Annotated in this window: 21 protein-coding genes and 1 pseudogene; 8 read left to right on the top strand and 14 right to left on the bottom strand. The window is 69.7% G+C overall.

All coding sequences use genetic code 11. From position 1 onward, the window contains the following. Positions 1 to 80: 80 nt before the first annotated feature. Positions 81 to 1025: a LysR family transcriptional regulator gene (locus tag GQ56_RS0125920; RefSeq protein ID WP_031401415.1), complete on the bottom strand. Its 945-nt coding sequence runs from the start codon at positions 1023 to 1025 to the stop codon at positions 81 to 83. Positions 1026 to 1124: 99 nt separating this feature from the next. Between GQ56_RS0125920 and GQ56_RS0125915 the strand changes: the two genes are divergently transcribed. Next, positions 1125 to 1862, top strand: coding sequence for an SDR family oxidoreductase (locus GQ56_RS0125915; protein WP_031401414.1), 738 nt, complete (start codon positions 1125 to 1127; stop codon positions 1860 to 1862). Between the two features lie 11 nt (positions 1863 to 1873). On the opposite strand, the gene GQ56_RS0125910 is transcribed toward GQ56_RS0125915, so the two are convergent. Next, on the bottom strand, positions 1874 to 2842 hold the full coding sequence (locus GQ56_RS0125910; RefSeq protein WP_031401413.1) for a LysR family transcriptional regulator: 969 nt from the start codon (positions 2840 to 2842) through the stop codon (positions 1874 to 1876). Positions 2843 to 2975: 133 nt separating this feature from the next. Here GQ56_RS0125910 and GQ56_RS0125905 point away from each other — a divergent pair, with 133 nt between their 5' ends. The 3 genes and pseudogenes from GQ56_RS0125905 (at position 2976) to GQ56_RS0125900 (ending at position 4989) form a co-directional block, all read left to right on the top strand. Next, positions 2976 to 3692 carry an SDR family oxidoreductase gene (locus tag GQ56_RS0125905; protein WP_031401412.1) on the top strand — a complete coding sequence of 239 codons (717 nt, stop codon included), beginning with the start codon at positions 2976 to 2978 and terminating at the stop codon, positions 3690 to 3692. Positions 3693 to 3703: 11 nt separating this feature from the next. Then, positions 3704 to 3835: pseudogene (locus GQ56_RS47075) on the top strand (putative quinol monooxygenase); the annotation flags it as partial. Continuing rightward, positions 3832 to 4989 carry an iron-containing alcohol dehydrogenase gene (locus GQ56_RS0125900; RefSeq protein ID WP_031401411.1) on the top strand — a complete coding sequence of 386 codons (1158 nt, stop codon included), beginning with the start codon at positions 3832 to 3834 and terminating at the stop codon, positions 4987 to 4989. The pseudogene GQ56_RS47075 and the gene GQ56_RS0125900, both read left to right, overlap by 4 nt. A 58-nt stretch (positions 4990 to 5047) precedes the next feature. Here the strand turns inward: GQ56_RS0125900 and GQ56_RS0125895 are convergent, their stop codons facing one another. Next, positions 5048 to 7228 carry an ornithine decarboxylase gene (locus GQ56_RS0125895; protein ID WP_031401410.1) on the bottom strand — a complete coding sequence of 727 codons (2181 nt, stop codon included), beginning with the start codon at positions 7226 to 7228 and terminating at the stop codon, positions 5048 to 5050. A 493-nt stretch (positions 7229 to 7721) separates the two neighbouring features. Between GQ56_RS0125895 and GQ56_RS0125890 the strand changes: the two genes are divergently transcribed. Next, positions 7722 to 10022, top strand: a complete 2301-nt coding sequence (locus GQ56_RS0125890) for an Orn/Lys/Arg family decarboxylase (RefSeq protein ID WP_031401409.1) — start codon at positions 7722 to 7724, stop codon at positions 10020 to 10022. Between the two features lie 70 nt (positions 10023 to 10092). Then, complete coding sequence (gene potE / locus GQ56_RS0125885) at positions 10093 to 11478, top strand: putrescine-ornithine antiporter (RefSeq protein ID WP_031401408.1); 1386 nt, start codon at positions 10093 to 10095, stop codon at positions 11476 to 11478. Positions 11479 to 11499: 21 nt separating this feature from the next. On the opposite strand, the gene GQ56_RS0125880 is transcribed toward potE, so the two are convergent. After that, complete coding sequence (locus tag GQ56_RS0125880; RefSeq protein WP_031401407.1) at positions 11500 to 12408, bottom strand: LysR family transcriptional regulator; 909 nt, start codon at positions 12406 to 12408, stop codon at positions 11500 to 11502. A 44-nt stretch (positions 12409 to 12452) separates the two neighbouring features. On the opposite strand from GQ56_RS0125880, the gene GQ56_RS45650 reads away from it, so the two are divergent. Next, positions 12453 to 12689 carry a hypothetical protein gene (locus GQ56_RS45650; protein WP_160257583.1) on the top strand — a complete coding sequence of 79 codons (237 nt, stop codon included), beginning with the start codon at positions 12453 to 12455 and terminating at the stop codon, positions 12687 to 12689. Positions 12690 to 12763: 74 nt separating this feature from the next. Here the strand turns inward: GQ56_RS45650 and GQ56_RS0125870 are convergent, their stop codons facing one another. Beyond that, positions 12764 to 13756: a sulfonate ABC transporter substrate-binding protein gene (locus tag GQ56_RS0125870; RefSeq protein WP_031401405.1), complete on the bottom strand. Its 993-nt coding sequence runs from the start codon at positions 13754 to 13756 to the stop codon at positions 12764 to 12766. A 174-nt stretch (positions 13757 to 13930) separates the two neighbouring features. Beyond that, on the bottom strand, positions 13931 to 14338 hold the full coding sequence (locus tag GQ56_RS0125865) for a DUF427 domain-containing protein (protein ID WP_031401404.1): 408 nt from the start codon (positions 14336 to 14338) through the stop codon (positions 13931 to 13933). A gap of 289 nt (positions 14339 to 14627) precedes the next feature. Between GQ56_RS0125865 and GQ56_RS0125860 the strand changes: the two genes are divergently transcribed. Next, entirely contained in the window at positions 14628 to 16289 is a 1662-nt protein-coding gene (locus tag GQ56_RS0125860; RefSeq protein ID WP_034200146.1) for an ABC transporter substrate-binding protein, read from the top strand. Positions 16290 to 16371: 82 nt separating this feature from the next. On the opposite strand, the gene GQ56_RS0125855 is transcribed toward GQ56_RS0125860, so the two are convergent. The 8 genes from GQ56_RS0125855 to GQ56_RS0125820 all read right to left on the bottom strand — a co-directional run bounded on the left by GQ56_RS0125855 (position 16372) and on the right by GQ56_RS0125820 (position 24799). After that, the gene (locus tag GQ56_RS0125855) at positions 16372 to 17319 is read right to left on the bottom strand and encodes a TauD/TfdA dioxygenase family protein (protein WP_031401402.1); all 948 of its coding nucleotides are present in this window, start codon (positions 17317 to 17319) and stop codon (positions 16372 to 16374) included. Positions 17320 to 17479: 160 nt separating this feature from the next. Then, positions 17480 to 18433, bottom strand: a complete 954-nt coding sequence (locus GQ56_RS0125850; RefSeq protein WP_031401401.1) for a TauD/TfdA dioxygenase family protein — start codon at positions 18431 to 18433, stop codon at positions 17480 to 17482. 147 nt (positions 18434 to 18580) lie between these two features. Next, positions 18581 to 19426, bottom strand: coding sequence for an ABC transporter ATP-binding protein (locus tag GQ56_RS0125845; RefSeq protein WP_031401400.1), 846 nt, complete (start codon positions 19424 to 19426; stop codon positions 18581 to 18583). 45 nt (positions 19427 to 19471) lie between these two features. After that, positions 19472 to 20290: an ABC transporter permease gene (locus GQ56_RS0125840; RefSeq protein ID WP_031401399.1), complete on the bottom strand. Its 819-nt coding sequence runs from the start codon at positions 20288 to 20290 to the stop codon at positions 19472 to 19474. Positions 20291 to 20329: 39 nt separating this feature from the next. Beyond that, positions 20330 to 21172 carry an ABC transporter permease gene (locus GQ56_RS0125835; RefSeq protein ID WP_031401398.1) on the bottom strand — a complete coding sequence of 281 codons (843 nt, stop codon included), beginning with the start codon at positions 21170 to 21172 and terminating at the stop codon, positions 20330 to 20332. Between the two features lie 15 nt (positions 21173 to 21187). Continuing rightward, complete coding sequence (locus GQ56_RS0125830) at positions 21188 to 22255, bottom strand: ABC transporter substrate-binding protein (RefSeq protein WP_031401397.1); 1068 nt, start codon at positions 22253 to 22255, stop codon at positions 21188 to 21190. A 192-nt stretch (positions 22256 to 22447) separates the two neighbouring features. Then, positions 22448 to 23695, bottom strand: a complete 1248-nt coding sequence (locus GQ56_RS0125825) for a glycosyltransferase family 87 protein (RefSeq protein WP_031401396.1) — start codon at positions 23693 to 23695, stop codon at positions 22448 to 22450. A 6-nt stretch (positions 23696 to 23701) separates the two neighbouring features. Then, positions 23702 to 24799: a glycosyltransferase family 2 protein gene (locus GQ56_RS0125820; RefSeq protein WP_031401395.1), complete on the bottom strand. Its 1098-nt coding sequence runs from the start codon at positions 24797 to 24799 to the stop codon at positions 23702 to 23704. Between the last annotated feature and the right edge of the window lie 53 nt (positions 24800 to 24852).

Genomic DNA, 24852 nt, shown 5'->3' with positions numbered 1-24852 from the left:
CAGGTCGTGGCGCGGCGGGCTCCCGGTCGGCCCGGTTTCGATGGCTCTCCCGGGCGGGCCGCGACCGCCGCGGCCGCCGCTCAGCGGGCCTGCCGCGATACGGGCGCGGCCGGGCCGGGAGTGGCGTCGAACCCGGGCAAACCGGGAATCCGCCGCTCCATGAACTGCAGGAACGTGCGGGTCCTGAGCGGCAGGTACCGGCGCGATGCATAGACGAGGTGCAGCACATGCGGCGGCACCATGTCCCACGCCGGCAGCAACCGGACGAGTTGCCCGCCGTCGATCAGGTCCTGGACGAGCCACGCCGGCGCGCTGCCCACCGCGTTCCCGGCCAGGAAGCATTCCCGCAGCGCCATCGAGCTGTTCACGCGGTACCGGCCGTGGACCGGCACGGCGACCTGTTCGTCGCGCCGCGCGAAGGTCAGCTCGCTGGCGATGTCGGCGCGCGCATAGCCGACATACGGGTGCCGCGCCAGATCTTCGGGCCGGCGCAGCTTCGGCGCCTGCGACACGTATCCCGGCGTGGCGACCAGCAGGCGCGGCGACGAGGCGACCTGGCGCGCCACGACGTCCGGCGGCAACTGGTGGCCGAGGCGGATGGCGACGTCGACGCCTTCCTCGACCAGGTCGATCACGCGGTCGGTCAACTGAAGCTCGACTTCGATCTCCGGCCACGCGGCGAGAAATTCGAGCACGAGCGCGTTCAGCCGCAACTCGCCGAGCCCCAGCGGCGCATTGACGACCAGCTTGCCGACCGGCCGCACCGTTTGCCCGCGCACCTCGGCCACCGCGCTCGCATATTCGTCGAGCACGCGCTTGCAGCGATCGTAGAACCGGCGGCCTTCGTCGGTGGGCGCGAGGCTCGTGGTCGAGCGCTCGAGCAGGCGAACGCCGAGTTGCCGTTCGAATGCGGCGACGATCTTGCTGATCGTCGGCTGCCCGGTGCCTTCCTCGCGCGCGACCGCCGAGAAATTGCCCAGCTCGATGGCGCGGACGAACACGCGCATGGAGCGCAGCGAATCCATCTTATTCCTTGGTGGCATGAACCCTATGCAAGTCTCCCACGTTCCGGCGCAAAGGAGAATGACCTAACGTTCGCGAACCTTCAACCCTGAGGAGTCGACATGAACGAGGCAACGCAATCTTCGGCGCTGGACGGCGCACACGTGGTGGTGGTGGGCGGGAGTTCCGGCATCGGTCTCGCGGCCGCGGCCGCCGCGAAGGCGAAAGGCGCCGGCGTCACGCTGGTCGGCCGGACCCGCGAGAAGCTCGAATCCGCCGCGCAAGCGATCGGCGGCGCAAGCATCGCGGTGGCCGACATCGCGGACCGGCACGCGGTGCAGGCCGTGTTCGACGCGATGACGCGCGTCGATCACCTGGTCGTCACGGCCGGCCGCTTCATCGCCGGCAAGCTGGCCGAGACCGATCCCGATCACCTGCTCGCCGCGCTGCAGGAGCGCATCGCCGGGCCGGTCTACGCGATCCGTGCCGCGTTGCCGCTGATGCCGGCGAGCGGTTCGATCGTGCTGACCGGCGGGCAATTGTCGGATCGTCCGGCCGCGCACGGCACGTCCGTCCTGGCCGCCGCCGTGCGCGGCGTCGAGGCGCTGGCGCAGTCGCTCGCGCTCGAACTGAAGCCGATTCGCGTCAACGTCGTCGCGCCCGGCTTCGTCGAGACGCCGCTGTACGACGCGTTCGGCCGCGAAGCGCGCGACTCGATTCTCGCGGGCGCGGCGGCGGCACTGCCCGGCGGCCGTGTCGGGCGTGCCGCCGAAGTGGGGGAGGCGATCGCGTTCCTGCTCGGCAACGGCTTCATGAACGCCGAGATCCTGCACATCGACGGCGGCGGCCGCCTGGCCTGAACCGGGCGGCGTCAGTCGGGCGAGCGCGCGCCGCCGCGCCGCGTCGGTGCGCGGGAATCCGGATAGGCGCGCTGGCAGACGGCAATGACCGCGTCGCGCAGCCGGCGGTGCACGGGGTCGCCGTGCATGCGGGGATGCCAGAGCGCGGAGACCAGGATCGCGGGCAGGCGCTCCGGGATCTCGAAGCTGCGCAGCCCGAGCGCGGCGACGAGCCCCGGCGAGCACGCGTTGCCGAGGCTCGAGCGCGGCACGAGCGCGATCAGGTCGGTGCTGGCCGCGACGCGCATCGCATCGGGGTAGCCGGGCACGACGACGCGGACGGCCAGGCCCGGGCCGGGGCGGTCGGCCGGCGCGTCGGCCGGGCCGCCGAAATCGCCGAGCTGCGACGCGATGACGTGACGGCAGGCCGCATAGCGGGCGGGCGTGATCCTGGCTGCGGCGAACAGCGGATGCCCGGCGCGCGCGACCGCGACGTGCCAGTCGTGAAAGAGCATGCGCGTGTGCAGCTCGGGCGCGTCGTCGCCGCGCTTGCCGATTTCCAGGTCGACCGTGCCGTCGCGCAGCGCCTGCGGATCGCGGCCGAGCTTCGGTACGAAGCGGAGGCGCACGAGCGGCGCGACTTCTCCGACCGCGGCGACCACCGGGCCGGACAGCATTTCCATGAACGACGGCGCCGCGCGAATGGTGAACGTGGACGCGAGCGTCGCCATGTCCACGTCGGCCGTTGCCGGCCGGAGCACGGCGCGCGCGTCGCTCGCGACCGCATGCACGCGGTCGCGCAGCGCGGCCGCATGCGGCGTCGGCACGAGCCTGCGGCCGGCCCGCACGAGCAATGCGTCGCCGGTGGCGAGCCGCAGCCGCGTGAGCGTGCGGCTCATCGCGGAGGTGCTCAGGCCGAGCCGGCGCGCGGCACCGGTCACGCTGCTTTCCGACAGCAGCGCGTCGAGCGCGGTGACGAGGTTCAGGTCGATGTCTTCCATGCGGACAGGATACGCCATCGCATCGTATGGCATGGCGTTCGGTGCAACGATGACTTGAATCCGGTGCGTCTGGCGCCTGCTGTCGTGCGGCCCTATAGTGGCCGCACGATGAATTTCCGCAGAGGTGCGAACCATGCAATCGACCGAATCGAACCATCCAGCCCCCTCGATCCTGCTCGTCGCGGCGTCGCGCGGCCTCGGGCTGGCGATGGCGGAGGCGTTCCTGGGTCACGGCTGGAACGTCACGGGCACCGTGCGCGAAGGCGCGGGGCGCACGCAGCTGCACGACCTGGCGGACCGGTACGACGGCCGGCTCGGGATCGAGACGCTCGACATCTGCGAGCCGGTGCAGCTGGCCGCGTTGCGAGCGCGTCTGTCGGGCCGGCGCTTCGACATGCTGTTCGTGAATGCGGGGACGACCAACGACCCGGGCGAAACGATCGGCGAAGTGACGACCGACGAGTTCGTGCGCGTGATGATCACGAACGCGCTCGCGCCGATGCGCGCGATCGAGACGCTGCAGGATCTGGTCGCGCCGGACGGGTTGATCGGCGCGATGTCGTCGGGGCAGGGCAGCGTGTCGAACAACGTGAACGGGATGCGCGAGGTCTATCGCGGCAGCAAGGCCGCGCTGAACCAGTTCATGCGCAGCTTCGCGGCGCGCCACGCGGGTACGCCGCGCGCGATGGCGCTGATGGCGCCCGGCTGGGTCCGCACGGAACTGGGCGGGCCGGACGCGCGCCTGACGATCGCGGAAAGCGTGCCGAGCCTCGTGAACGTGCTGATCGCGAAGCGCGGGCGTCCCGGGCTCGACTATCTCGACTATCTGGGCAGGACGGTGCCCTGGTAGCCGGCGGCGCGCATCGGGAAACGCCGCATTTCCAGCGGGGCGCGATCGGGGCGATCATTCCGCTGCTAAATCGCCGCGACGTGTCTCGCTACATGGTGCAGCGGGACACCGGCACGGCGACGCTACCGGGAGGCACCCGATGAACCCGTTTCAATTCCGTACCGTTCCGACCCAGATCGTCGAATTCGGCGCCGCGCGGCGGCTCGGCGCATTGCTGCGCGAACGCTTTCCGGCGCTCGTGCGGCTGTGCGTTGTCACCGACGCGTTCCTGCATCGCAGCGGCGTGCTCGCGCCGGCGCTGGAGAGCCTCGCCGCGCACGGCTGGCAGGTCACGGTGCTCGACGACGTGATCGCCGATCCGCCCGAGCACGTGGTGCTCGAGGCGACCGGACGCGCCGTCGCGGCCGATGCCGAGCTCGTGCTCGGCCTGGGCGGCGGTTCGTCGATGGACGTCGCGAAGTTGATCGCGGTGCTCGCGCCGGGGCGGCAGGCGCTGGCCGACATGTACGGCGTCGACAAGGTCGCGGTCGCGCGGCTGCCGCTCGTGCAGATGCCGACGACGGCCGGCACGGGTTCCGAGGTCACGGCCGTGTCGATCGTCACGGTCGGCGAGGCGCGCAAGATGGGCGTCGTGTCGCCGCACCTGTTCGCGGATGTCGCGATCCTCGACGCCGAACTCACGCTCGGCCTGCCGCGCGCGGCGACGGCCGCCACGGGCATCGACGCGATGGTGCACGCGATCGAGGCCTATACGTCCGCGCGGCTGAAGAATCCGGTGTCCGACATGCTGGCCGTGCAGGCGCTGACGTTGCTGTCGCGCAACCTGCTCGCCGCGTGCGACGACGGTGGCAACCGGCAGGCGCGCGAGGCGATGCTGGTCGGCGCGATGTTCGCGGGGCAGGCCTTCGCGAATGCGCCGGTCGCGGCCGTGCATGCGCTGGCCTATCCGGTCGGCGGGATCTTCCACGTGCCGCACGGGCTGTCGAATGCGCTCGTGCTGCCGCACGTGCTGCGCTTCAACGCGCCGGCGGCCGCGCCGCGCTACGCGGAACTCGCGGCGATCGTCGCGCCCGCGGCGTCGGGCAGCGACGCGGCGCGCACGGATGCGCTGATCGCCGAGATCGACCGGCTGATTGTCGCGACGGGCATCCCGCGCACGCTGCGCGAGGTCGGCATCGGCGCAGGCGACCTGCCCCGGATGGCATCGGATGCAATGCTGCAGACGCGCCTGCTCGTCAACAATCCGCGCGAGGTGACGGAAGCGGACGCGCTGGCGATCTACCGGCAGGCGTGGTGATGCGGCGGGCGAGCGCCACGCCTGCCGCGATTCATGCCGCGCCGGCCGCCCGTCCGGGCTACGCGCGCGATGCGTCGGCGCCGGCGGCCACCACGTAGGCCGAAGCCTGCCTGGTGCCGTCCGGCCGCGTCTGCAGGTAGACGCCCTGGATTTCCGGCTCGAAGCCCGGCAGCGCGTTGATGCCGGCCTCGAGGGCGCGGAAGTAGTCGAGCGCGGGGCCGCCCCATACTTCGCCGGGCACCACGCAGAAGATGCCGGGCGGATAGGGCAGCGCGCCCTCGGTGGCGATCCGGCCTTCGATGCGATCGAGCGCAACCAGCTCGACGTTGTTGCGGATCAGCTCCGCGTTCGCGGCCTGCGGCAGCATCGCCTGCTTCGGGAACTGCGCCCGCCGGAACATCTGCTTCTGCAGGTGCTTCATGTCGTGGCTGCGGTAGAAATCGTGCATCCGCTGGCACAGCTGCCGCAGGCGCATGGCGCCGTACAGCTCCGGATACGCTTCGCACAGCGACGGAATCGCGTCGCGCAGCGGCGTGTCCTGGTCGAGATGGCGTTCGAACTGCGCGAGGTGCGCGACCAGGTGCTGCAGCTTGCCGAAGCTTTCCGACGGCGTGAGCAGGAACAGGATCGTGTACAGGTCGGCCTTCTCGGGCACGACGCCGTGCTCGCGCAGGTAGCGCGCGAGGATCGGCGCGGGGGCGCCGAACGGCGCGTATTCGTGCGTGTCGCGATCGATGCCGGGCGTCGTCAGCAGCAGCTTGCACGGATCGACGAAGTACTGGTCGTCCGCATAGCCCTCGAAGCCGTGCCAGCTATCGGCCGGATGGAAGCGGAAGAAGCGCAGGTCGTCGACGATCTGCTCGGTCGGGTAGTCGGCCCACGGGCGGCCGTCGACGTGTTGCGGAACGAACGGGCGGATCTGGCGGCAGGTCTTCAGCAGCAGCTTGCGCGCCTCGACGCCGTGCGCGACGCAGTCGCGCCACAGGCGCTTGCCGGCCGGGCCGGCGTGCATCTGCGCGTTGACGTCGAGCGCCGCGAACATCGGGTAGAACGGGCTCGTCGACGCGTGGATCATGTACGCGTTGTTGAAGCGGCGGTGATCGCAGAAGCGCTTCTGGCCTTCGAGGTGGCCGTCCTTCTTGTGGATCTGCGAGGTCTGCGAGAAGCCCGCCTGCTGCTTGTGCACCGACTGCGTGACGATGATGCCGGGATCGTCGGGGCCGAGCGTCAGCATCAGCGGCGAGCAATCCTGCATCATCGGGATGAACTGCTCGTAGCCGACCCACGCCGAATCGAACAGGATGTAGTCGCACAGGTGCCCGATCCGGTCGACGATCTCGCGCGCGTTGTAGATCGTGCCGTCGTAGGTGCCGAGCTGGATCACCGCGAGCCGGAACGGGCGCGGCAGGCCGGCGCGCTCGGGCGCGACGTCGCGGATCGCGTCGCGAATGCGCGCTTCGCCGAGCGCCGCGTCGTCGACGCCGCCGATGAGGCCCCACGCGTTGCGCGCGGTTTCGAGGTACACCGGCCGCGCGCCGGACAGCACCAGCGCACCGAGGTGCACCGACTTGTGGTTGTTGCGGTCGAACAGCACGAGATCGTCGGGCGCGAGCAGCGCGCTCGTGACGACCTTGTTCGACGTGGACGTGCCGTTCAGCACGAAGTAGGTCTTGTCCGCGTTGTAGATCCGCGCGGCATTGCGCTGCGCTTCCAGCGCGGGGCCTTCGTGGATCAGCAGGTCGCCGAGGCGGACGTCGGCGTTGCAGAGGTCGGCGCGAAAGATCGTCTCGCCGAAGAAGTCGAAGAACATCCGGCCGAGCGGATGATTCGAGAAGAACTGGCCGCCCTGGTGGCCGGGGCAGTCGAATTCGACGTAGCCGCGCTGCACGTATTCGCGCATGACCTTGAAGAACGGCGGCAGCAGGTTCTCGCTGTAGATGTCGGCGGCGGCGGAAATCTGCCGGCCGTGGTAATGGCGGCCGCCGTGCCGCAGCTGGATCACGCCGCTCGCGCGCGGCAGCACCGACGGCGGCACTTCCTGGTCGGGCTCGACCGCGACGAAGAACGGAATCGCGAACCCGGTCCGCTCGACGGTTTTCAGCACCTGTTGCGCCGATTCGATTCCGACGACGACGGCCGCGATATTCGTGAAATCGGTCTGGAATACGTCGACCTGTTCGTGCGTGGTGAGGAAGGCGCCATTCAGCGCCGGCTCGACTGCGATTTTCAACAGGCTCACGCGAATTCTCCGGTAAATGTGCGGAAACGGGAGCCGCATTCGCGGCGGCGCGCATCCGATGCGCACCGCAACCGATTGAAATGCTCCCGCGAATGCGGAATGCCGGATCGCGCACCGCACGACACACCCTGGTGCGGCGTGGTGCAGGCCGCCGGCCGGCACGCGGCGCAGCCGATCGTAGCAACAAAATCCGCTGAATTCAATCGACCGGAAACGGCGTGTGCGATGGCGGAATGCGCGTGATCGGCCGATTAAGAATTCACGTGTTGCAATGCACATGAAAATGAACCGCGCGTGAAAGCCGATTTGAAATCGGCCGATGCTTTAGCCGAATCGTCTGCTTTTCATATAAAGGCAACTATGGCATAGTCGGCTCCGAATCGGATGGCTAATCAAACCGGATTGTCGAGCGTTTCACGCCGCCCGTGGCCTGCTGTCCGCGCGCTCGCGAGACGCCCACCCCAACGCAGCATCGGAACAGCGAGGGCAACACATGAATACGTCCGTCGGTGGCATTCGTCGTCTCGGCATGCGCGCGCTGCTGGTCGACGACGAGATCGCGCAGGAAACGGCGACCGGGCGCGCGGTCCGCACGCTGAGCGCGGAGCTCGTGCAGCGCGACATCGATGTCGTCACCGCGACGACGGCCGACGATGCGATCATGCTGGTCCGCTCCGATCCGTCGATCCAGTGCGTGCTGCTCGACTGGGATCTCGGCGTGGACGGCCATGGGCCGTCCGAATCCGTGGTGGATGCGATCCGGCATCGCAACGCCAACGTGCCGATCTTCCTGCTGGCCGACCGCAGCGTCGCGTCGTCGGTGCCGTCCGCGGTGATGGGCCAGGTCGACGATTTCGTGTGGCTGCTCGAGGATACGGCCGACTTCATCGGCGGGCGCATTCATGCGGCGATCGAACGCTATCGCGCGACCGTGCTGCCGCCGATGTTCGGCGCGCTCGCGAAATTCTCGCGCGTGTACGAATACTCGTGGCATACGCCCGGCCATACGGGCGGCACGGGCTTCCTGAAATCGCCGGTCGGCCGCGCGTTCTTCGAGTATTTCGGCGAATCGCTGTTCCGCTCCGACCTGTCGATCTCGGTCGGCGAACTCGGCTCGCTGCTCGACCACTCGGGCCCGATCGGCGAAAGCGAGCGCTACGCGGCGCGCGTGTTCGGCGCGCACCGCACGTATCACGTGACGAACGGCTCGTCGACGTCGAACCGCATCATCCTGATGGCGAGCGTGAGCCGCGACCAGATCGCACTGTGCGACCGCAACTGCCACAAGTCGGCCGAGCATGCGATGACGATGTCGGGCGCGATTCCGACCTATCTCGTGCCGACGCGCAACCGCTACGGGATCATCGGGCCGATCGCGTCCGAGCGCCTCACGCAGACGGCGATCCGCGAGGCGATCGCCTCGAACCCGCTCGCGGCCGGGCTCGCCGATCGGCAGCCGAAGCACGCGATCGTCACCAACTCGACCTACGACGGCCTGTGCTACAACGTCGCGCGGGTCGAGGCGCTGCTCGGCGCGAGCGTCGACCGGCTGCATTTCGACGAAGCGTGGTACGGCTACGCCCGCTTCAATCCGCTCTACCGCGACCGCCATGCGATGCACGGCGACCCGCGCGACCATCATGCCGACCGCCCGACGGTGTTCGCGACGCAGTCGACGCACAAGCTGCTGACGGCGTTGTCGCAGGCCTCGTACATCCACGTGCGCGACGGCCGCAACCCGATTCCGCATGGTCAGTTTAACGAAACGTTCATGATGCACGCGTCGACGTCGCCGAACTACGCGATCATCGCGTCGAACGACGTCGCGGCCGCGATGATGGACGGCCCCGGCGGCGCGGCGCTCACGCACGAGTCGATCGAGGAGGCCGTCGCGTTCCGGCAGATGATCGCGCGGATGAACGGCGAGTTCGCCGCGAAGGGCGACTGGTTCTTCGAATGCTGGCAGCCCGACACCGTGCTCGAGGCGCGCACGGGCCGCACGCTGCCGTTCCACGACGCGCCGCCCGAGCTGCTCGCGAGCGACCCGGCGTGCTGGGTGCTGCGCCCCGGCGCGCAATGGCACGGCTTCGGCAATATCGAGGACGGCTACTGCATGCTCGATCCGATCAAGGTGTCGATCGTCACGCCGGGCGTCGCGCCCGCCGGCGGGCTGATGCCGGTCGGCATTCCGGCGAGCGTCGTGACCGCGTATCTCGATGCGCGCGGGATCGTCGTCGAGAAGACCACCGATTTCACGATCCTGTTCCTGTTCTCGATCGGCATCACGAAAGGCAAGTGGGGCTCGCTCGTCAGCGCGCTGTGCGACTTCAAGCGCGACTACGACGCGAACCTGCCGCTCGACCTGGCGATTCCGTCGCTCGCGAAGGCGCATGGTTCGCGCTACGCGGGCATGGGGCTGAAGGATCTCGCCGACACGATGTTCGCGGCGATGGAGCAGCTCGGCACGACGCGGCTGATGTCGGAGGCGTTCTCGATCCTGCCGAAGCCGGAGATGAGCCCGGTGCGCGCCTACGAGCATCTGGTGCAGGGCCGCGTCGAGCAGGTCACGCTCGAGGCGCTGGCCGGACGCACGGTCGCCACCGGCGTCGTGCCGTATCCGCCGGGCATTCCGCTGCTGATGCCGGGCGAGAACGCAGGGCCGGCCGACGGCGCGGTGCTCGGCTACCTGAAGGCGCTCGAAGCGTACGACCGGCGTTTCCCGGGCTTCGCGCACGACACGCACGGCGTGGAAGTGGAAGACGGCACGTACCGCGTGTACTGCCTGACGGCCTGAGCATCCGGGCGGGCATACCGGCGTACCTGCGACCGGCCGCGCGGCGGCCCTACCTCGAGGAATCGACATCATGGAAAACGCAGCGCGCATGTCCGGCGGGGCCACGGCGGCCGCGCCGAAGAACCGGATGAACGTCTGGCAACTGACCATCCTCACGGCGGTCAACATGATGGGCTCCGGCATCATCCTGCTGCCGTCGAAGCTCGCGCAGGTCGGCACGATCTCGCTGCTGTCGTGGATCGTCACGGCCGGCGGCTCGCTCGCGCTGGCCTACGCGTTCGCGCGCTGCGGGATGCTGAGCCGCAAGCCGGGCGGCATGGGCGGCTATGCGGAATACGCGTTCGGCAAGGCCGGCAACTACATGGCGAACTACACGTACGGGCTGTCGCTCGTGATCGCCAACGTCGCGATCGGCGTCACGGCCGTCGGCTACGGCACCGTGCTGTTCGACGCGACGCTGTCGCCGCTGCAGACGGGCCTGTGGACCATCTTCCTGCTGGTGCTCACGACGGTCGCGAACTTCGGCGGTTCGCGCATCACCGGCCGGATCGGCGCGGTGACGGTGTGGGGCGTGATCATCCCGGTCGTCGTCGTGTCGCTGGTCGGCTGGTTCTGGTTCAGCGGCGCGACCTGGGGCGCCGCGTGGAATCCGCACGACATGGCGTTCGGGCCGGCTGTCGGCAGCTCGATCGCGGTGACGCTGTGGGCGTTCCTCGGGCTCGAATCGGCGTGCGCGAACTCGGACGCGGTCGAGAATCCGGAGCGCAACGTGCCGATCGCCGTGCTCGGCGGCACGATCGCGTCGGCGATCTTCTACATCGTGTCGACCAACGTGATCGCGGGGATCGTGCCCAACGCGATCCTGGCGAAGTCGAACGCGCCGTTCGGCATCGCGTTCGCGACGATGTTCACGCCGACGGTCGGCACGATCGTCACCGCGCTGATGGTGATCGCGTGCATCGGCTCGCTGCTCGGCTGGCAGTTCACGGTCGCGCAGGTGTTCAAGAGCTCGGCGGACGTCGGCTATTTCCTGCCGGTATTCGCGCGGGCGACGCGCACGGGTACGCCGATCGTCGGGATGCTGATCCTGCTCGTCGCGCAGGTCGCGCTGGCGCTGATGACGATCAGCCCGGAACTGAGCAGCCAGTTCCAGAAGATCGTCGATCTCGCGGTCGTCACGAACCTGGTGCCTTACGTGATGTCGATGGCGGCGCTGATCACGATCCAGAAGGTCGCGAAGGTGCCGCCGGCGAAGGCGCTATTGACGAACGCGATCGCGATGGCCGCCACCGCGTACAGCTTCTACGCGCTGTTCAGCTCGGGCGAGCAGGCGCTGATGCTCGGCGGCCTGTGCGTGTTCGCGGGCTGGACGCTGTTCGGCTTCGTCAGCGCGCGCTTCTACCAGATGGAAGTCGACGCGCACGTGAAGGAGCCGGGGAAGTCGCTGCAGGCGTGACGCCGGCCGCGACGGCCGCCGTTATCGGGCGGGACGCGCCAGCAGCGGCGGGATCGCCTGCTTCAGCAGGTCGACGACGGCGCGCACGCGCGGCGGCAGCGGCCGCTGCGCATGCACGAGCACGTTGAGCGCGAAATCGGGTACCGCGTATCGCGGCAGAAGCGCGACGAGCGTGCCGGCCGCGAGCGCGGCGGCGCAGGCGGGGTGCTGGACCACGCCGATGCCGCCGCCGGCCGCGATCGTGTCGAACATCGGGCGCCAGTGGCTCGTCGTCATGACGGTGCGGATGCGCGCGTATTCGAGCGTGTCGCCGTCGCGCTGCAGCGGCAGCCGTTCGCTGGCGAAGATCCCTTTCACGCGGATGAACGGATGGCTCGCGAGATCGTCCTTCGTGGCGATCGGGCCGTGCCGTTCGAGGTAGGACGGCGCGGCGACGAGCAGGCGGCCGACCGTGCCGACCGGATGCGCGACGTACCCGCCGTCGCCGAGCTGGCCGACGCGGATCGAGAGGTCGACGCCTTCCGTGACCGGATCGACGATGTCGTCGTTCAGCACCAGGTCGATGCGCAAGCCCGGATACGTCGTGCGAACCTGCATCAGCACGGCCGGCAGCACGACCTCGCCGAAGCATTGCGGCGCCGCGATCCGGATCGTGCCGTCGAGCGCGTTTTCCGTCTTCGCGACCGACGCGATCGCGTCGTCCGCCGCTTCGAGCAGCTCTTTGCTGCGTTCGTAGAAGATCCGGCCTTCTTCCGTGCACGCGAGGGTGCGTGCGCTGCGCATCAGGAGCCGGGTGCCGAGCTGCCTTTCGAGCCGTTCGATGCGCTCGCTGACGGCCGGCTGGCCCATGTCGAGATCGCGCGCCGCGCCGGACATCGTGCCGCGCTCGACAACCCTGACGTAGATGCGCATCGTCGCCAGCCAATCCATGTCATTGCGCCCCTTGTCCGGTTCCGGTCGATTCCGGTCGACGGATGGTACCAAAGCAGCGCTGCCCGGAGGTGGGCGGCGATCCGATACTGACCATCGGTGGCGGCATGCGCGGGTGCGCGCCGGTGCGAACGGCGAAAGGCGGCCTTCGTGCGATCGCCGGAGGCGGCACGGCGCAAGCGGGCGGCGCGGCGCGGGTGTCCCGTCGCGAGAGCGGCGGGGCAGAGGCGGCGGATTCGGGTATCGTCGATGCGGGCCTCGTCACCGCCTGCGGTGAATGACAACGGCGGGCGGTGCATCGATGCGCCGCCCGTGCGCCGACGCACGCGTCTCTGATCGCGCGGCCGGCCGCGCGTCAGCGCGCGCTCGCGACCGCCAGCTTGCCCGGAATCAGCTTCAGCGCGGTGAACGCATCGGCGATGTTCTGCTGATAGGCGAGCGTCGCGTCGGTGATCGGCTGCACGCCGTAGCCGGCGCGCTTGAGCGCGACTTCGAGCGTCGGTGCGTCGAGGCCGACGAGCGGCGACAGTTGCGCGGCGACGTCCGGGCCGTGATCGCGCGCCCAGCGGTCCACCGCGTCGACCTCGTCGAGCAGCGTGCGCAGCACCTGCGGGTGAGCGGCCGCGTATTTGCGCGCGGCGAGGTAGTACTGCGTGTTGCGCACGAGCCCTTCGCCGTTCGCGACCACGCGCGCGCCGATCTGCCGTTCGGCGGCCGCCAGGTACGGATCCCAGATCACCCACGCGTCGACGTTGCGCTGCACGAACGCCGCGCGCGCGTCGGCGGGCGTCAGGTAGATCGGCTGGATGTCGGCATAGGTCAGGCCCGCGCGTTCGAGCGCCTTCACGAGCAGGTAGTGGACGTTCGAGCCCTTGTTGAACGCGACCTTCTTGCCGCGCAGTTGCGCGACGGCGCGGATCGGCGAATCGGGCAGGACGACGATCGCCTCGCCTTGCGGAGAGGGCGGCTCGTTGCCGATGTAGACGAAATCGACGCCGCCGGCCTGCGCGAAGATCGGCGGCGTCTCGCCGACGGTGCCGACGTCGATCGCGCCGGCGTTCAGGCCCTCGAGCAGTTGCGGGCCGCCCGGGAATTCGAGCCATTGCACCGCGACGCCCTGGCTCGCAAGACGCTTTTCGAGCGTGCCGCGCGCCTTGAGCAGGATGAAATTGCCGTATTTCTGAAAGCCGATGCGCAGCCGCGCGCCGTTGTCCTGCGCGTGTGCGGGCTGGCCCGCGAGCGGCCCGAGCGCGAGCCCGGCCAGCCCGGCGGCCGCGCCGTGCAGCCACTGGCGGCGGCGTGGATTCGCCGGGATCGTTTCAACGTCTGCGTAGGGTGTGTCGTTCATCGGGGCGTCCTGCGTGCGGGTTCGCGGGCCGCGCGCGGAAGCGGCGCGGCCGGCGCAGGACCGGGCCGGATGCGGGCGACGCGCGCAACGGGCCGGCCCGCGCCGGATTCAGGACGATACGGCCGGGCCGGCCGGCGGCCAACCAATGAATGCGCATATGCATATCAGCGGCGTTCAGTCGGTGCCGGCCGCGCGGTCCTCGATCGAGTCGACGCGATCCGGATAGAACGCGAGGTGCCCGCGGATCGCAGCGACGGCCGGATACGGATCCTCGTACGTCCACACCGCGTTCACGGTGCGTGCGCCGCCCGCCGGGATCGAGTAGTACGCGCAGTCGCCCTTGTACGGGCAGTAGGTCGAATGATCGGTGCGCTGCAGGAGCGACAGGTCGGCGTCCTCGCGCGGGACGTAGAGCACGGCCGGATAGCTGGCCTCGCGCAGCGCCAGCGCGCGGCGCGTATCGGCGACGACCTTGCCGGCCACGGTGACCACCACGCGCCGCGGATGCGGTTCGACCGTGATCGGATGATCGGGGCCCGGCGATTTCACGGGACGAGAGGGCGTATCGGGGCGGGTCGACATCGTGTGTCCTCCAGGGATCGGCCCGGCGACGGCGCCGGGCGAATCCCGGCGCGCCGGGGCCGGCGTGAGCCAGCCGATACGATGCGCCATTTCGGCGGAGTCTGCACGGGGCCCGAAGACGGATGCGCGCGACGGCTGCCCGCCGCTCGCGTGGACGTTCCCGCGCACGGGCAGCGGGATGCACTGGCGGCGATAAGCAACGCGAAATTAATTGGTAAGCGATCGGCAGGATGCGCGCGAAGATCGGCCGTCGTCATTCGCATGACAACCCTCCCTGTCCTCCGCCACCATGAAGAACCCTTTCGTTTCGTCAGCCGCGCGCGGTGCGCGCGGCGCAACCCGTGCGACCGCCGCGCTGCGCTGCATCGCCGCGTCGCTGCTGCTTGCCGGCGCGGCCACGCCGGCGCTCGCCGCGCCGCCCGGCAAGACCCTCGTGTACTGCACCGAAGGCAGCCCGGCCGGCTTCGATCCGGGCCAGCTCACGACGAGCACCGATTTCGACGCGAGCACGTACACGATCTACAACGGGCTCGTGCAGTTCAAGCGCGGCACGCTCGATCTCGAACCGGCGCTCGCGACGAGCTGGGACGTGTCGCCCGACCAGCGCACGATCACGTTTCACCTGCGGCGCGGCGTGAAATTCCAGACGACCGCGTGGTTCACGCCGACGCGGCCGTTCCAGGCCGACGACGTCGTGTTCACGTTCCGCCGGATGCTCGACCCGGACGATCCGTTTCGCAAGGCCTACCCGGCCAGCTTCCCGTATTTCAGCGATCTCGGCTTCGACCGCAACGTCGCGCGGATCGACAAGGTCGACGATTACACGGTGCGCTTCGTGCTGAAGGCGCCCGACGTCATCTTCGTGCGCAATCTCGCGATGGCGTTCGCGTCGATCCTGTCGGCGGAATATGCATCGCAGCTCGCGGCGCGTCATCGCGAAGCCGACATCAGCCAGCTCCCGGTCGGCACGGGGCCGTTCCTGCTGCGCACGTACCAGAAGGACGCGCTGATCCGCTATGACGCGAACCCGGATTACTGGAAGCCGGACGACGTGAAGCTCGCGCACCTCGTGTTCGCGATCACGCCCGATCCGGGCGCGCGGCTGCAGAAGCTCGTGGCCGGCGAATGCCAGATCTCGTTGTTCCCGCGGCCGGCCGATCTCGACACGGTGCGGCGCGACCCGAAGCTGACGCTGTTCTCGGGGATGGGCTTCAACGTCGGTTTCGTCGCGTACAACACGCAGCATGCGCCGCTCGATCGCGTCGACGTGCGGCGCGCGCTCGACATCGCGATCGACAAGTCGGCGATCGTGAAGACGGTGTTCAACGGCGACGCGAAGATCGCGACGAACCCGATGCCGCCGTCGCAATGGTCGTACAACCCGCGCCTGAAGGATGCGCCGCGCGATCCGGCCGCCGCGAAGGCGCTGCTCGCGCAGGCCGGCTTCCCGAACGGCTTCGACCTGACGCTGTGGGCGATGCCCGTGCAGCGCCCGTACAACCCGAATGCGCAGCTGATGGCGCAGCTGATCCAGCAGGACTGGGCGAAGATCGGCGTACGCGCGAAGATCGTCAGCTACGAATGGGGCGAATACAACCGCCGCGCGAAGCACGACGGCCAGCACGACGCGATCCTGTACGGCTGGTCGGGCGACAACGGCGATCCCGACAACTGGCTCGGTACGCTGCTCGGCTGCGACGCGGTGCACGGCAGCAATCTCGCGAAGTGGTGCAATCAGGACTTCGAACGGCTGGTGGACGCGGCGCGCTCGAACCCGGACGTCGCGAAGCGCACGGCGCTGTACGAACAGGCGCAGGTCGTGTTCAAGGATCAGGTGCCGTTCACGCCGATCGCGACGTCGATCGTGTCGCTGCCGGTGTCCAAACGCGTCCACGGCCTGACGTTCTCGCCGCTCGGCGGGCACCGCTTCGACGGCGTGTGGCTGGATTGACGGAGGCGGCGCCGGCGCGTGGGCGCGCCGGCGCAGGTCGGGAGGGCCGGTTCGACGGCCGGTCCGGACGGCCGGCCGCGTATCAGTTCAGCGCGATGGCCGCCGCCGCCTCGACCGGCGAGCCTTCGAGCGCGACCGACGGCCGTCCGTCGGGGCCGACCGGCACATCGCCGGCGAGCGTGGTGCGGTAGAGCTGGCGGTCGAAGTCGAGATCGAAGATGTCGACGGGCGCGAGATGCGCGGTCGCGCGGTTGTCCCAGAACGCGATGCTGCGCGGCTCCCACTTGAAGCGGATCGTGAATTCCGGCCGCGTCACGTGCTCCCACAGCAGTTCGAGCAGCGCCTGGCTTTCGCGCGGCGTCAGCCCGACGATCGACTTCAGGAAGCTCGGGCTCACGTACAACGCGCGCTCGCCGGTCTCCGGGTGGACGCGCACGAGCGGATGCTCGGTCACGAGCGGCCGGCGGCCGACCGCCTCGTCGAACGCACCGGTGGCGCGCGCGCCGGCGGGCGGCGTGAAGCGGTGGATGCCGCGCAGGCCGTCGACGAAGCCGCGCAGCGGCGCGGACAGCGTTTCGTAGGCGCGCACGAGGTTGGTCCAGTGAGTGTCGCCGCCGTACGGCGGGATCGTCACGCCGCGCAGGATCGACGCCCACGGCGGGTTCACGGCGGCCGTCACGTCGGTGTGCCAGCCGGTCCACGGGCGGCGTACCGGCTCGCCGTCGAAGCGTGTCGCCTTGCGGTGCTTCGCGACCGAATAGACGGCCGGATGCCCGTCGACGTGCCCGAACACCGGATGGCCGACGGTCGGCTCGCCGAATTGCGCGGAGAACGCGACGTGCTGCTCGTGCGTGAGGAATTGCTCGCGGAAGAAGATGACGCGCCATTTCAGCAGCGCGGCGCGAATGGCCGAGATCTGCGGCGTGGTCAACGGTTGCGTGAGGTCGACGCCGCGTATTTCCGCGCCGATATGGGCGGACAGCGGAATCACGTCGACCGGCTGGGCGGCGGGTTCGGGTAGGGCGCTCATGCGACGCTCCTGGCGGAAGTGAACGGGAAGGACGGCCGACATCGCTGCGCGTGCAGGGGGCGGCCCGGTGGCGGGAAGTGCATGGTCGAAGCGCCGGCGGTAGAGCGCGGGGCAGGCGCGGCGGCGCGCGTGAAACGGCGTCGCCGCGGCAAGGCGTGCGTTACTGCAGCGTCGCGCCCGGCCCCTTCAGCACGACGCTCTGGCGGCCGTCGATGCCGACCGGTACGTCGCCGTGCACGGTCGCACGGCGCACGACGCGGCGCGCATCGCCGTAGTCGTTGATCGCGTAGTGCTGCGTCGCGCGGTTGTCCCAGATCGCGACGTCGCCCTCCTGCCAATTCCAGCGCACGGTGTTCTCGAGGCGCGTCACGTGTTCATGGAACACCTGCAGCAGGTGCGCGGAATCCTGCGCGGACAGCCCCTTGAGCCGCTGCACGAAATGGCCGAGCACGAGCGTGCGTTCGCCGGTTTCCGGGTGGACGCGCACGACCGGATGCTCGGTTTCGTAGACGGTCGACGTGAACACCTCGCGGTAGCGCTTCAGTTGCGTATCGTCGGCGTGCGCATGCGTCGACGCGTAGTCGTATGCGTTCGTATGCAGCGCCCACAGCGTATCGGCGAGCGCGCGCAGCGGGTCGGGAAGGTGCGCGTAGGCGGCGGCCGTATTGGCCCACACGGTGTCGCCGCCGAACGGCGGAATCACGACCGCGCGCAGGATCGAGATCTTCGGGTACGCGTCGACGAACGTGACGTCGGTGTGCCACGAATTCGCGCGGGCGCCGTGTGCGGAATCGAGTTCGAGCAGGTGCGCGCTGCCGTCCACGGACGGCACGGTCGGATGGGCGACGGTGTCGCCGAAGCGGCGCGCGAACGCTTCCTGCGCGGTGTCGTCGAGATGCTGCTGGCCGCGGAAGAACAGCACCTTGTGGCGCAGCAGCGCGGCCTGGACCGCGTCGAACGTCGCGTCGTCGAGCGCGGCCGACAGCCGGACGCCGGCGATCTCGGCGCCGATCCGGCCGGCGACCTGGCGAAGCTGGAGCGGTACCTCGGCCGTGCGCGGCGCGGCGTGCGAGGCATGCGAAGACGGGTGAGCGGCGTGCTGGACTTCGGACATCGGGAGTCTCCTGGGGGCGGGTCGATCGAGTCTCCATTCAAGCAGGGACCGCGCGGAACCGGAACCGATGAATCGTCACAACCTTAGCGCGCGCGGCGACGATCGATATGCGCCGGCGTGCTGAGCGAGGCGGCGTGGGGCGTGCCGCTACCACGCCAGCCGCCACTCGCCGATCCGGTGCGCGGGCGGCGCGTCGTCGCGCCTGCCGCCGGGGCCGCCGGGGCCCGGCGGTTCGCTGTCGTCGAAGTCGGCGAGCACCGTGTCGCGCAAGCGCGCGAACGCGGCCGAATCCCGCCGGCGCGGCCGCGGCAGCGTGACGTCGACGATGCGTTCGATGCGGCCCGGCCGCGGCGCCATCGTCACGACGCGATCGCCGAGATACACGGCTTCGTCGACGTCGTGCGTGACCAGGATCATCGTGATGCGCTCCCGCTCCCAGATGCGCAGCAGCTCGTTCTGCATGCGCGCGCGTGTCTGCGCGTCGAGCGCGCCGAACGGCTCGTCGAGCAGCAGCACGCGCGGGCGATTCACGAGGCCGCGCGCGATCGCGACGCGCTGCGCCATCCCGCCCGACAACTGGTTCGGATACGCGTGCTCGAAGCCGTTCAGCCCGACGAGCGCGACGTGATCCGCGACCGCGCGCCGCTTCGCGGCCGGGTCGAGCGGCGCGTTGCGCAGCGCGGCCTCGATGTTCTGCGCGACGGTCAGCCACGGGAACAGCCGGTGATCCTGGAACACGATCCCGCGCTGCAGCGACGTGTCGCGCACGCGTTCGTCGCCCGCGCGGATCTCGCCCTCGTAGTCGGTGTCGAGCCCGGCGATCAGCCGCAGCAGCGTGGACTTGCCGCAACCGCTCGCGCCGACGATCGTGATGAATTCGCCGGCGCGCACGTGCAGCGACACGTCGTCGAGCACGGCGAGCGTCGCGCCGCGTTGCGCATAGCGCTTGCTCACGTGAAGGATGTCGAGCGAATCGGAGGCGAGAGTGGTCATGGCGGTGCGAGGAAGAAGTAGCGGCGGGGAAGGTCGGAAGGGCGGTCAGCGCGGCAGGTCGCCGCGCCGCGCGAGCACCTTGCGCTCGATCGCGCGCGCGATCGCGTTCAGTGCCCAGCCGGTCACGCCGACGACGATGATGCCGAACAGCACGAGATCCATCCGGAACTGCTCGCTGCCGTCGATCAGCGTGTTGCCGATGCCGCTGCCGGCGACCAGCAGGTATTCGGCGCCGAGCGTCGCGAGCCACGAATAGATCAGGCCGAGATACAGCCCGGTGAAGATCGACGGCAGCGCGGCCGGCAGGATCACGTGGCGCACGAGCTGGAGCCGCGAGTAGCGCAGCGCGCGGGCGACGTCGACATAGGCGCGCGGCACCGCGTGAATGCCGTCGCAGGTGTGCGCGGCCACGGGCAGCAGCGCGGCGAGCGACAGGAACACGACCTTGGCGACGTCGCCGAGGCCGAACCATACGGAAATCAGCGGAATCCACGCGAACAGCGAGATCTGCTTGAACGTGTCGAAGCTCGGGCCGATTGTCCGCGCGACGGTGCGCGACAGCCCGAGCGCGGCGCCGAGCAGCAGCCCGCCCGTCGCGCCGAGCGCGAACCCGCACGCTTCACGCGCGAGCGATGCGGACAGCGCGCGGCCCAGCGCGCCGCTCGCGGCCTGGGCCCACGCGGTGCGCAGCACGTCGGCCGGGCCGACGAGCAGCCCGCTGTTCACGAGATGCGCGGACGCGACCGCCCACCACAGCGCGAACGCGACGAGCGGCAGCACGAAGCCGCGCCAGTCGGGCGCGTGCAGGCGGCGGGCGGCCTTGGCGGCCGGCGGAGCGGCGTCGGGCACGGTGGAATGCGTCACGGGTGGTTTCCTTCGGTTGTGCGGGCGGGCAGGGCTGGTTCAGCCGCGGAACGCGGACGGCACGCCGCGGCGCAGGCGCGCTTCGAGCGCGTCGAGCAGCCGGTTGATCAGCAGCCCGACCGCGCCGACGACGATCACGGCCGCCATCACGAGATCGAGCTGGAACAGTTGCCGCCCGTACACGATCAGGTAGCCGAGCCCTTCGGACGACGCGACGAGTTCGACGACCACGAGCGCGAGCCAGGATTTCGTGAACGCGAGCCGCACGCCGGTCGCGAGGGTCGGGATCGCGGCGGGCAGCACGACGTGGACGATGCGTTGCCGACGCGTGTAGCCGAACACGCGCGCGACCTCGTCGAGCGCCGGCGGCGTCTGGCGGAACCCTTGCAGCGTGCTCAGCGTGACGGGGACGAGCGCCGCGTGTGCGATCAGCAGGTATTTCAGCGGTTCGCCGACGCCGACGAGCAGCAGCAGGAACGGCAGCCAGCCGAGCACCGGGATCTGCACGAGCGCGTTGAAGCTCGGCAGTACGTAGGCTTCGAGCGTGCGCGACAGGCCGAGCGCGACGCCGGTCGCGAACCCGAGCAGCGTGCCGGCCGCGAAGCCGACCAGCACGCGCTGCAGGCTGATCAGCGTGTGGCGCGCGAGATCGCCGCTCGTCGCGAGATCGGCGAGCGCATCGAATACGCGCTCGGGCGGCGGCAGGATCTGCTGCGCGATCCAGCCGCGCGCGCTGCCGACGGTCCACAGCGCGAACAGCAGCGCGGGCAGCAGCCACGGCGCGAGCCGCCACGACAGCCGTTTCAGGGCCGCCGCGCCGTGCGGCTGCGCGGCGGGCGCATGCGGCCCGGATGTCGGGACGGGAAACGCGGTGTCGCTCATCGGGGCGGGTCCGGGTCAGGAGAGGGGCTTGCCGGCCGCGTCGTAACGCTGCCAGTAGTGTTCGAGCTTCAGCGTGCGCAGCGCGTTGTCGAGGTATTTCGGCTCGAACCAGCCGTCGATGTCGACCGGCTGGCGGATCAGTTTCAACGCCAGCGCGTCCTGTGCTACGGCCTTGTAGCGGGCGACGAGAAACGGATCGATCAGCGGCGACAGGCGGTCCTTCAGGCGCTGGTTCGCATAGTCGGCCTGCCATGACGAAACCGGCACGCCGCTTTTCGCCCACAGCTTGAACAGCGCGTCGCGGTTCGCCTCGTCGGACGACCATTGCGCGCCCTTCACGATCGCGTTGACGACGCGCTGCACGACGTCCGGATGCGCACGCTCGAAATCGTCGAGCACGAGCAGGTGGGTCTGGCGCGTCAATTGCGGGCCGTCGTTCTGCGATTCGTAGATGATCTTCGCGAGCCCGGCGTCGCGCAGCTTGTACAGCTGGTAATCGCCCACCGACGCGTCGATGCCCTTCGACGCGAGCGCGGCCAGCGAGCTTGCCGCGTCGAGGTTGATCACGCGCAGGTCGCGTTCGCCGAGGCCGTTCTTCGCGAGCGCGTTGTCGGCGACGAGCTGCAGGTTCGTGCCGCGGAAGATCGACACGCGGCGGTCCTTCAGGTCCTTGATCGAGCGGATCGGCGAGTCGGGCGGTACCGCGATCTTGACGCCCGAGCGCACGCTCGCGGCGAGCAGCAGGTGCGTCTTGATCCCGTTCGCGCGTGCGAGCACGGCGGGCAGGTCGCCCTGGTACGCGAAGTCGATCGCCTTGTTGGCGATCGCCTCGTTGACGGCCGGCCCCGCGCCCTTGAAGAACAGCCACTGCACCTGGATGCCGTCGGCCGCGAATTCCTTTTCGACCAGTTGCTGCAATTGCGCGGTGGCGGTGCTCGATCCGCCGAACGTCGGCGGATCGCCGGCGCCTTGCTGGGCGACGCCGATGCGGATCGTGGCGGGTTTGTCGGCGTGCGCGGCGGCGGCCGGCAACGCAATGAGGGACGCGATCAGCAGCGATCGCAACAGGCGCAGTGGAAGCATGAATCGATGGATCCGGAACGTTGGGGAACGAGGCGGGGCCGCAGCCCGTCGGGTCATTCTCGATGACGTGCCGGGGCCGGACAAGCAACGATTTGAACTATGCTTATCGCCGCATCGGGGGAGCGCGGAAGCCCGGGCGGGCCCCCGGCGGGCGGGGTCGGATGGCGGGCCGCCCGGACGGGCGGCGCGCGGCTAGCGCCTCGCGCCGACGCTGCCGGCGAGCCGTGCGCGCCGCAGCAACGCGAGCAGTGCGAACAAGGTCACGGCGGGCCCGATCTGCGGCAGGTGCATCGGCGGGTTCAGGAATTCGTACAGCGGCAGCGCCCACATGACGGCCACGATGGCTTGCTCGCCGCGCAGCCAGCCGCCTTGCGAGCCGATGGCGACCATGCACGCGATTGGAATGCACAACCACGACAGTTCGTAGTGCCAGACATAGGGATTCGCGACCAGCGTCGCGACGATCAGCACCGCGGCGCGCAACCGCGTGTCGCGGCTGCGGTGCCAGATCGCGCATGCGGCCGCGATCGCGATCGCGGCGATGGCGGCCTGTCCGGCGTAGGCGAGCGCCGGCGAGAGCCCGGCGAGGCGCAGCGCGGCGAACGGCGTCGGCGACGCGAACCAGAACGCCACGCCGTGCTCGATGATCAGCGCGCGCAGCGCGCTGGCGTTCTGCAGGAAAAGCCGGACCGATTCGATGCCGCCCGCCGCGACCCCGAGCATCGTGAAAGCGGCCGCGAATGCGGCGGCCCACGCGAACGTGCGCCACGCGCGCGCGGCAATCAGCACGAACGGGAACAGCAGCGCCAGTTGCGGCTTGACCGACAGGAGTCCGATCAGGAAGCCGGCCAGCATCGGCCGGCGGTCGGCGAAATGCACGGCCAGCGCCGCGCATGCCGCCGTCAGCATCGCATTCTGCCCGTACATCGCGGTGACGAACACGCCCGGGCACGCGACCAGCGCAAGCCAGCCGACGCGTTTCGCGCCGGGCGTCGCGGCGAGCCCGGACACGTGCCAGACCGCCAGGCCGAGCACGCCGATACCGAGCGCGACGAACAACGGATAGCCGATCGCATAGGGCAGCAGCGCGAACGGCGCCACCGCCAGCAGGTACGACGGCGGGTACAGCCACGGCAGGAACGCGTAGCGGCCGGCCGACGGGAACAGTTCGGCAAACACCCGCGAGAACGTGGGGACGTCGTAGGCGTGCCACGGCGTGCCGCGCAGCATCAGATGCGACGCGGACCAGAACACCGCGTAGCCCGAGCCGGCGCGGAACATCTGCGGGTCGTTCGAGCGGAAGCCGACCCAGGCCAGGATCGACCCGAGCAGCACTGTGGCCGTCAGCATGACGACGCTGTAGAACGCGATGCGTCCCGGTGTCAGCCAGGCGCGGACGGGGCGGTCGTCGGTCCGGATCGACAAGCCGGAAATATCCATGCGGCGTTACTTGACCGACAGGTTGCGCGCGGCCGGCGCGCCCATGGCGGCCGTCTGCCGGCGCCGGGCCGCGGCGATGCGCCGGACCGGGAACGGCAGCAGCTTCGAGCCGTCGGGCTGCGCCGCGTGCCGCGCGGGTTGCTGGCCCAGGTGGACCTGCGTGCGGTAACGGCGCCGCACGAGGTAGACCGGGCGCTGCTTCGATTCGTGATAGATGCGGCCGAGGTATTCGCCGATCACGCCGATGCCGATCAGCTGGATGCCGCCGACGAACAGCATCACGGAGATCAGCGACGCGTAGCCGTGCACGGGGTTGCCGAACAGCAGCGTGCGCATGACGATGTACGCGCCGTAGGCGAACGACAGCGCGGCGAACGCGAGGCCGATGTAGGTCCACACGCGCAGCGGCACGGTGCTGAAGCTCGTGATGCCTTCGAGCGCGAAGTTCCAGCGGCGCCACCCGGAGAATTTCGAGCGGCCGCCGCTGCGCGGGGCGCGCGTGTATTCGATGATCTCGATGCGGTAGCCGACCCACGCGAACAGCCCTTTCATGAAGCGCCGCCGCTCGGGCAGCGCGCGCAGCGCGTCGACGACCTGGCGGTCCATCAGCCGGAAATCGCCGACGTTCTCCGGCATTTCGACTTCGGAGAGCTGGTTGTGCACGCGGTAGTAGAGCGCGGCGGCCACGCGCTGCATCAGCGGGTCGCACATGCGGTCGGTGCGCTTCGCGGCGACGACTTCCGCGCCGGCCCGCCAGCGCTCGATCATCTCGGGAATCAGCGCGGGCGGATCCTGCAGGTCGGCGTCGATCAGGATCACGGCCGAGCCGGCCGCTTCGTCGATGCCGGCCGTGAGCGCGGCCTCCTTGCCGAAGCGCCGCGTGAGATCGACGATGCGCACGCGCGGATCGCCCGCCGCGAAGTCGATCAGCCGCTCCAGCGTGTCGTCGCGGCTGCCGTCGTTCACGCAAACGATTTCGAAGCGCGTGGCGTCGACCGATTCGAGGATGGGAACGGTGGTCGCGAAAAATGCCTCGATCGCTTCCGCCTCGTCGTGAAACGGCACGACGAGCGATACCAACGGCTTTCGGGTGTGCCTGGACATATGTCCCCCCGTGAGATCCGGTCTGCGCCGCATTATTGGGTCCTGTTGCCGCC

The organism is Burkholderia paludis, assembly GCF_000732615.1.
In the GTDB taxonomy this organism is placed as follows: Bacteria; Pseudomonadota; Gammaproteobacteria; order Burkholderiales; family Burkholderiaceae; genus Burkholderia; species Burkholderia paludis.
Note: the sequence above shows the minus strand (reverse complement) of the source record. Positions and strands in the feature narration are given on the sequence as shown.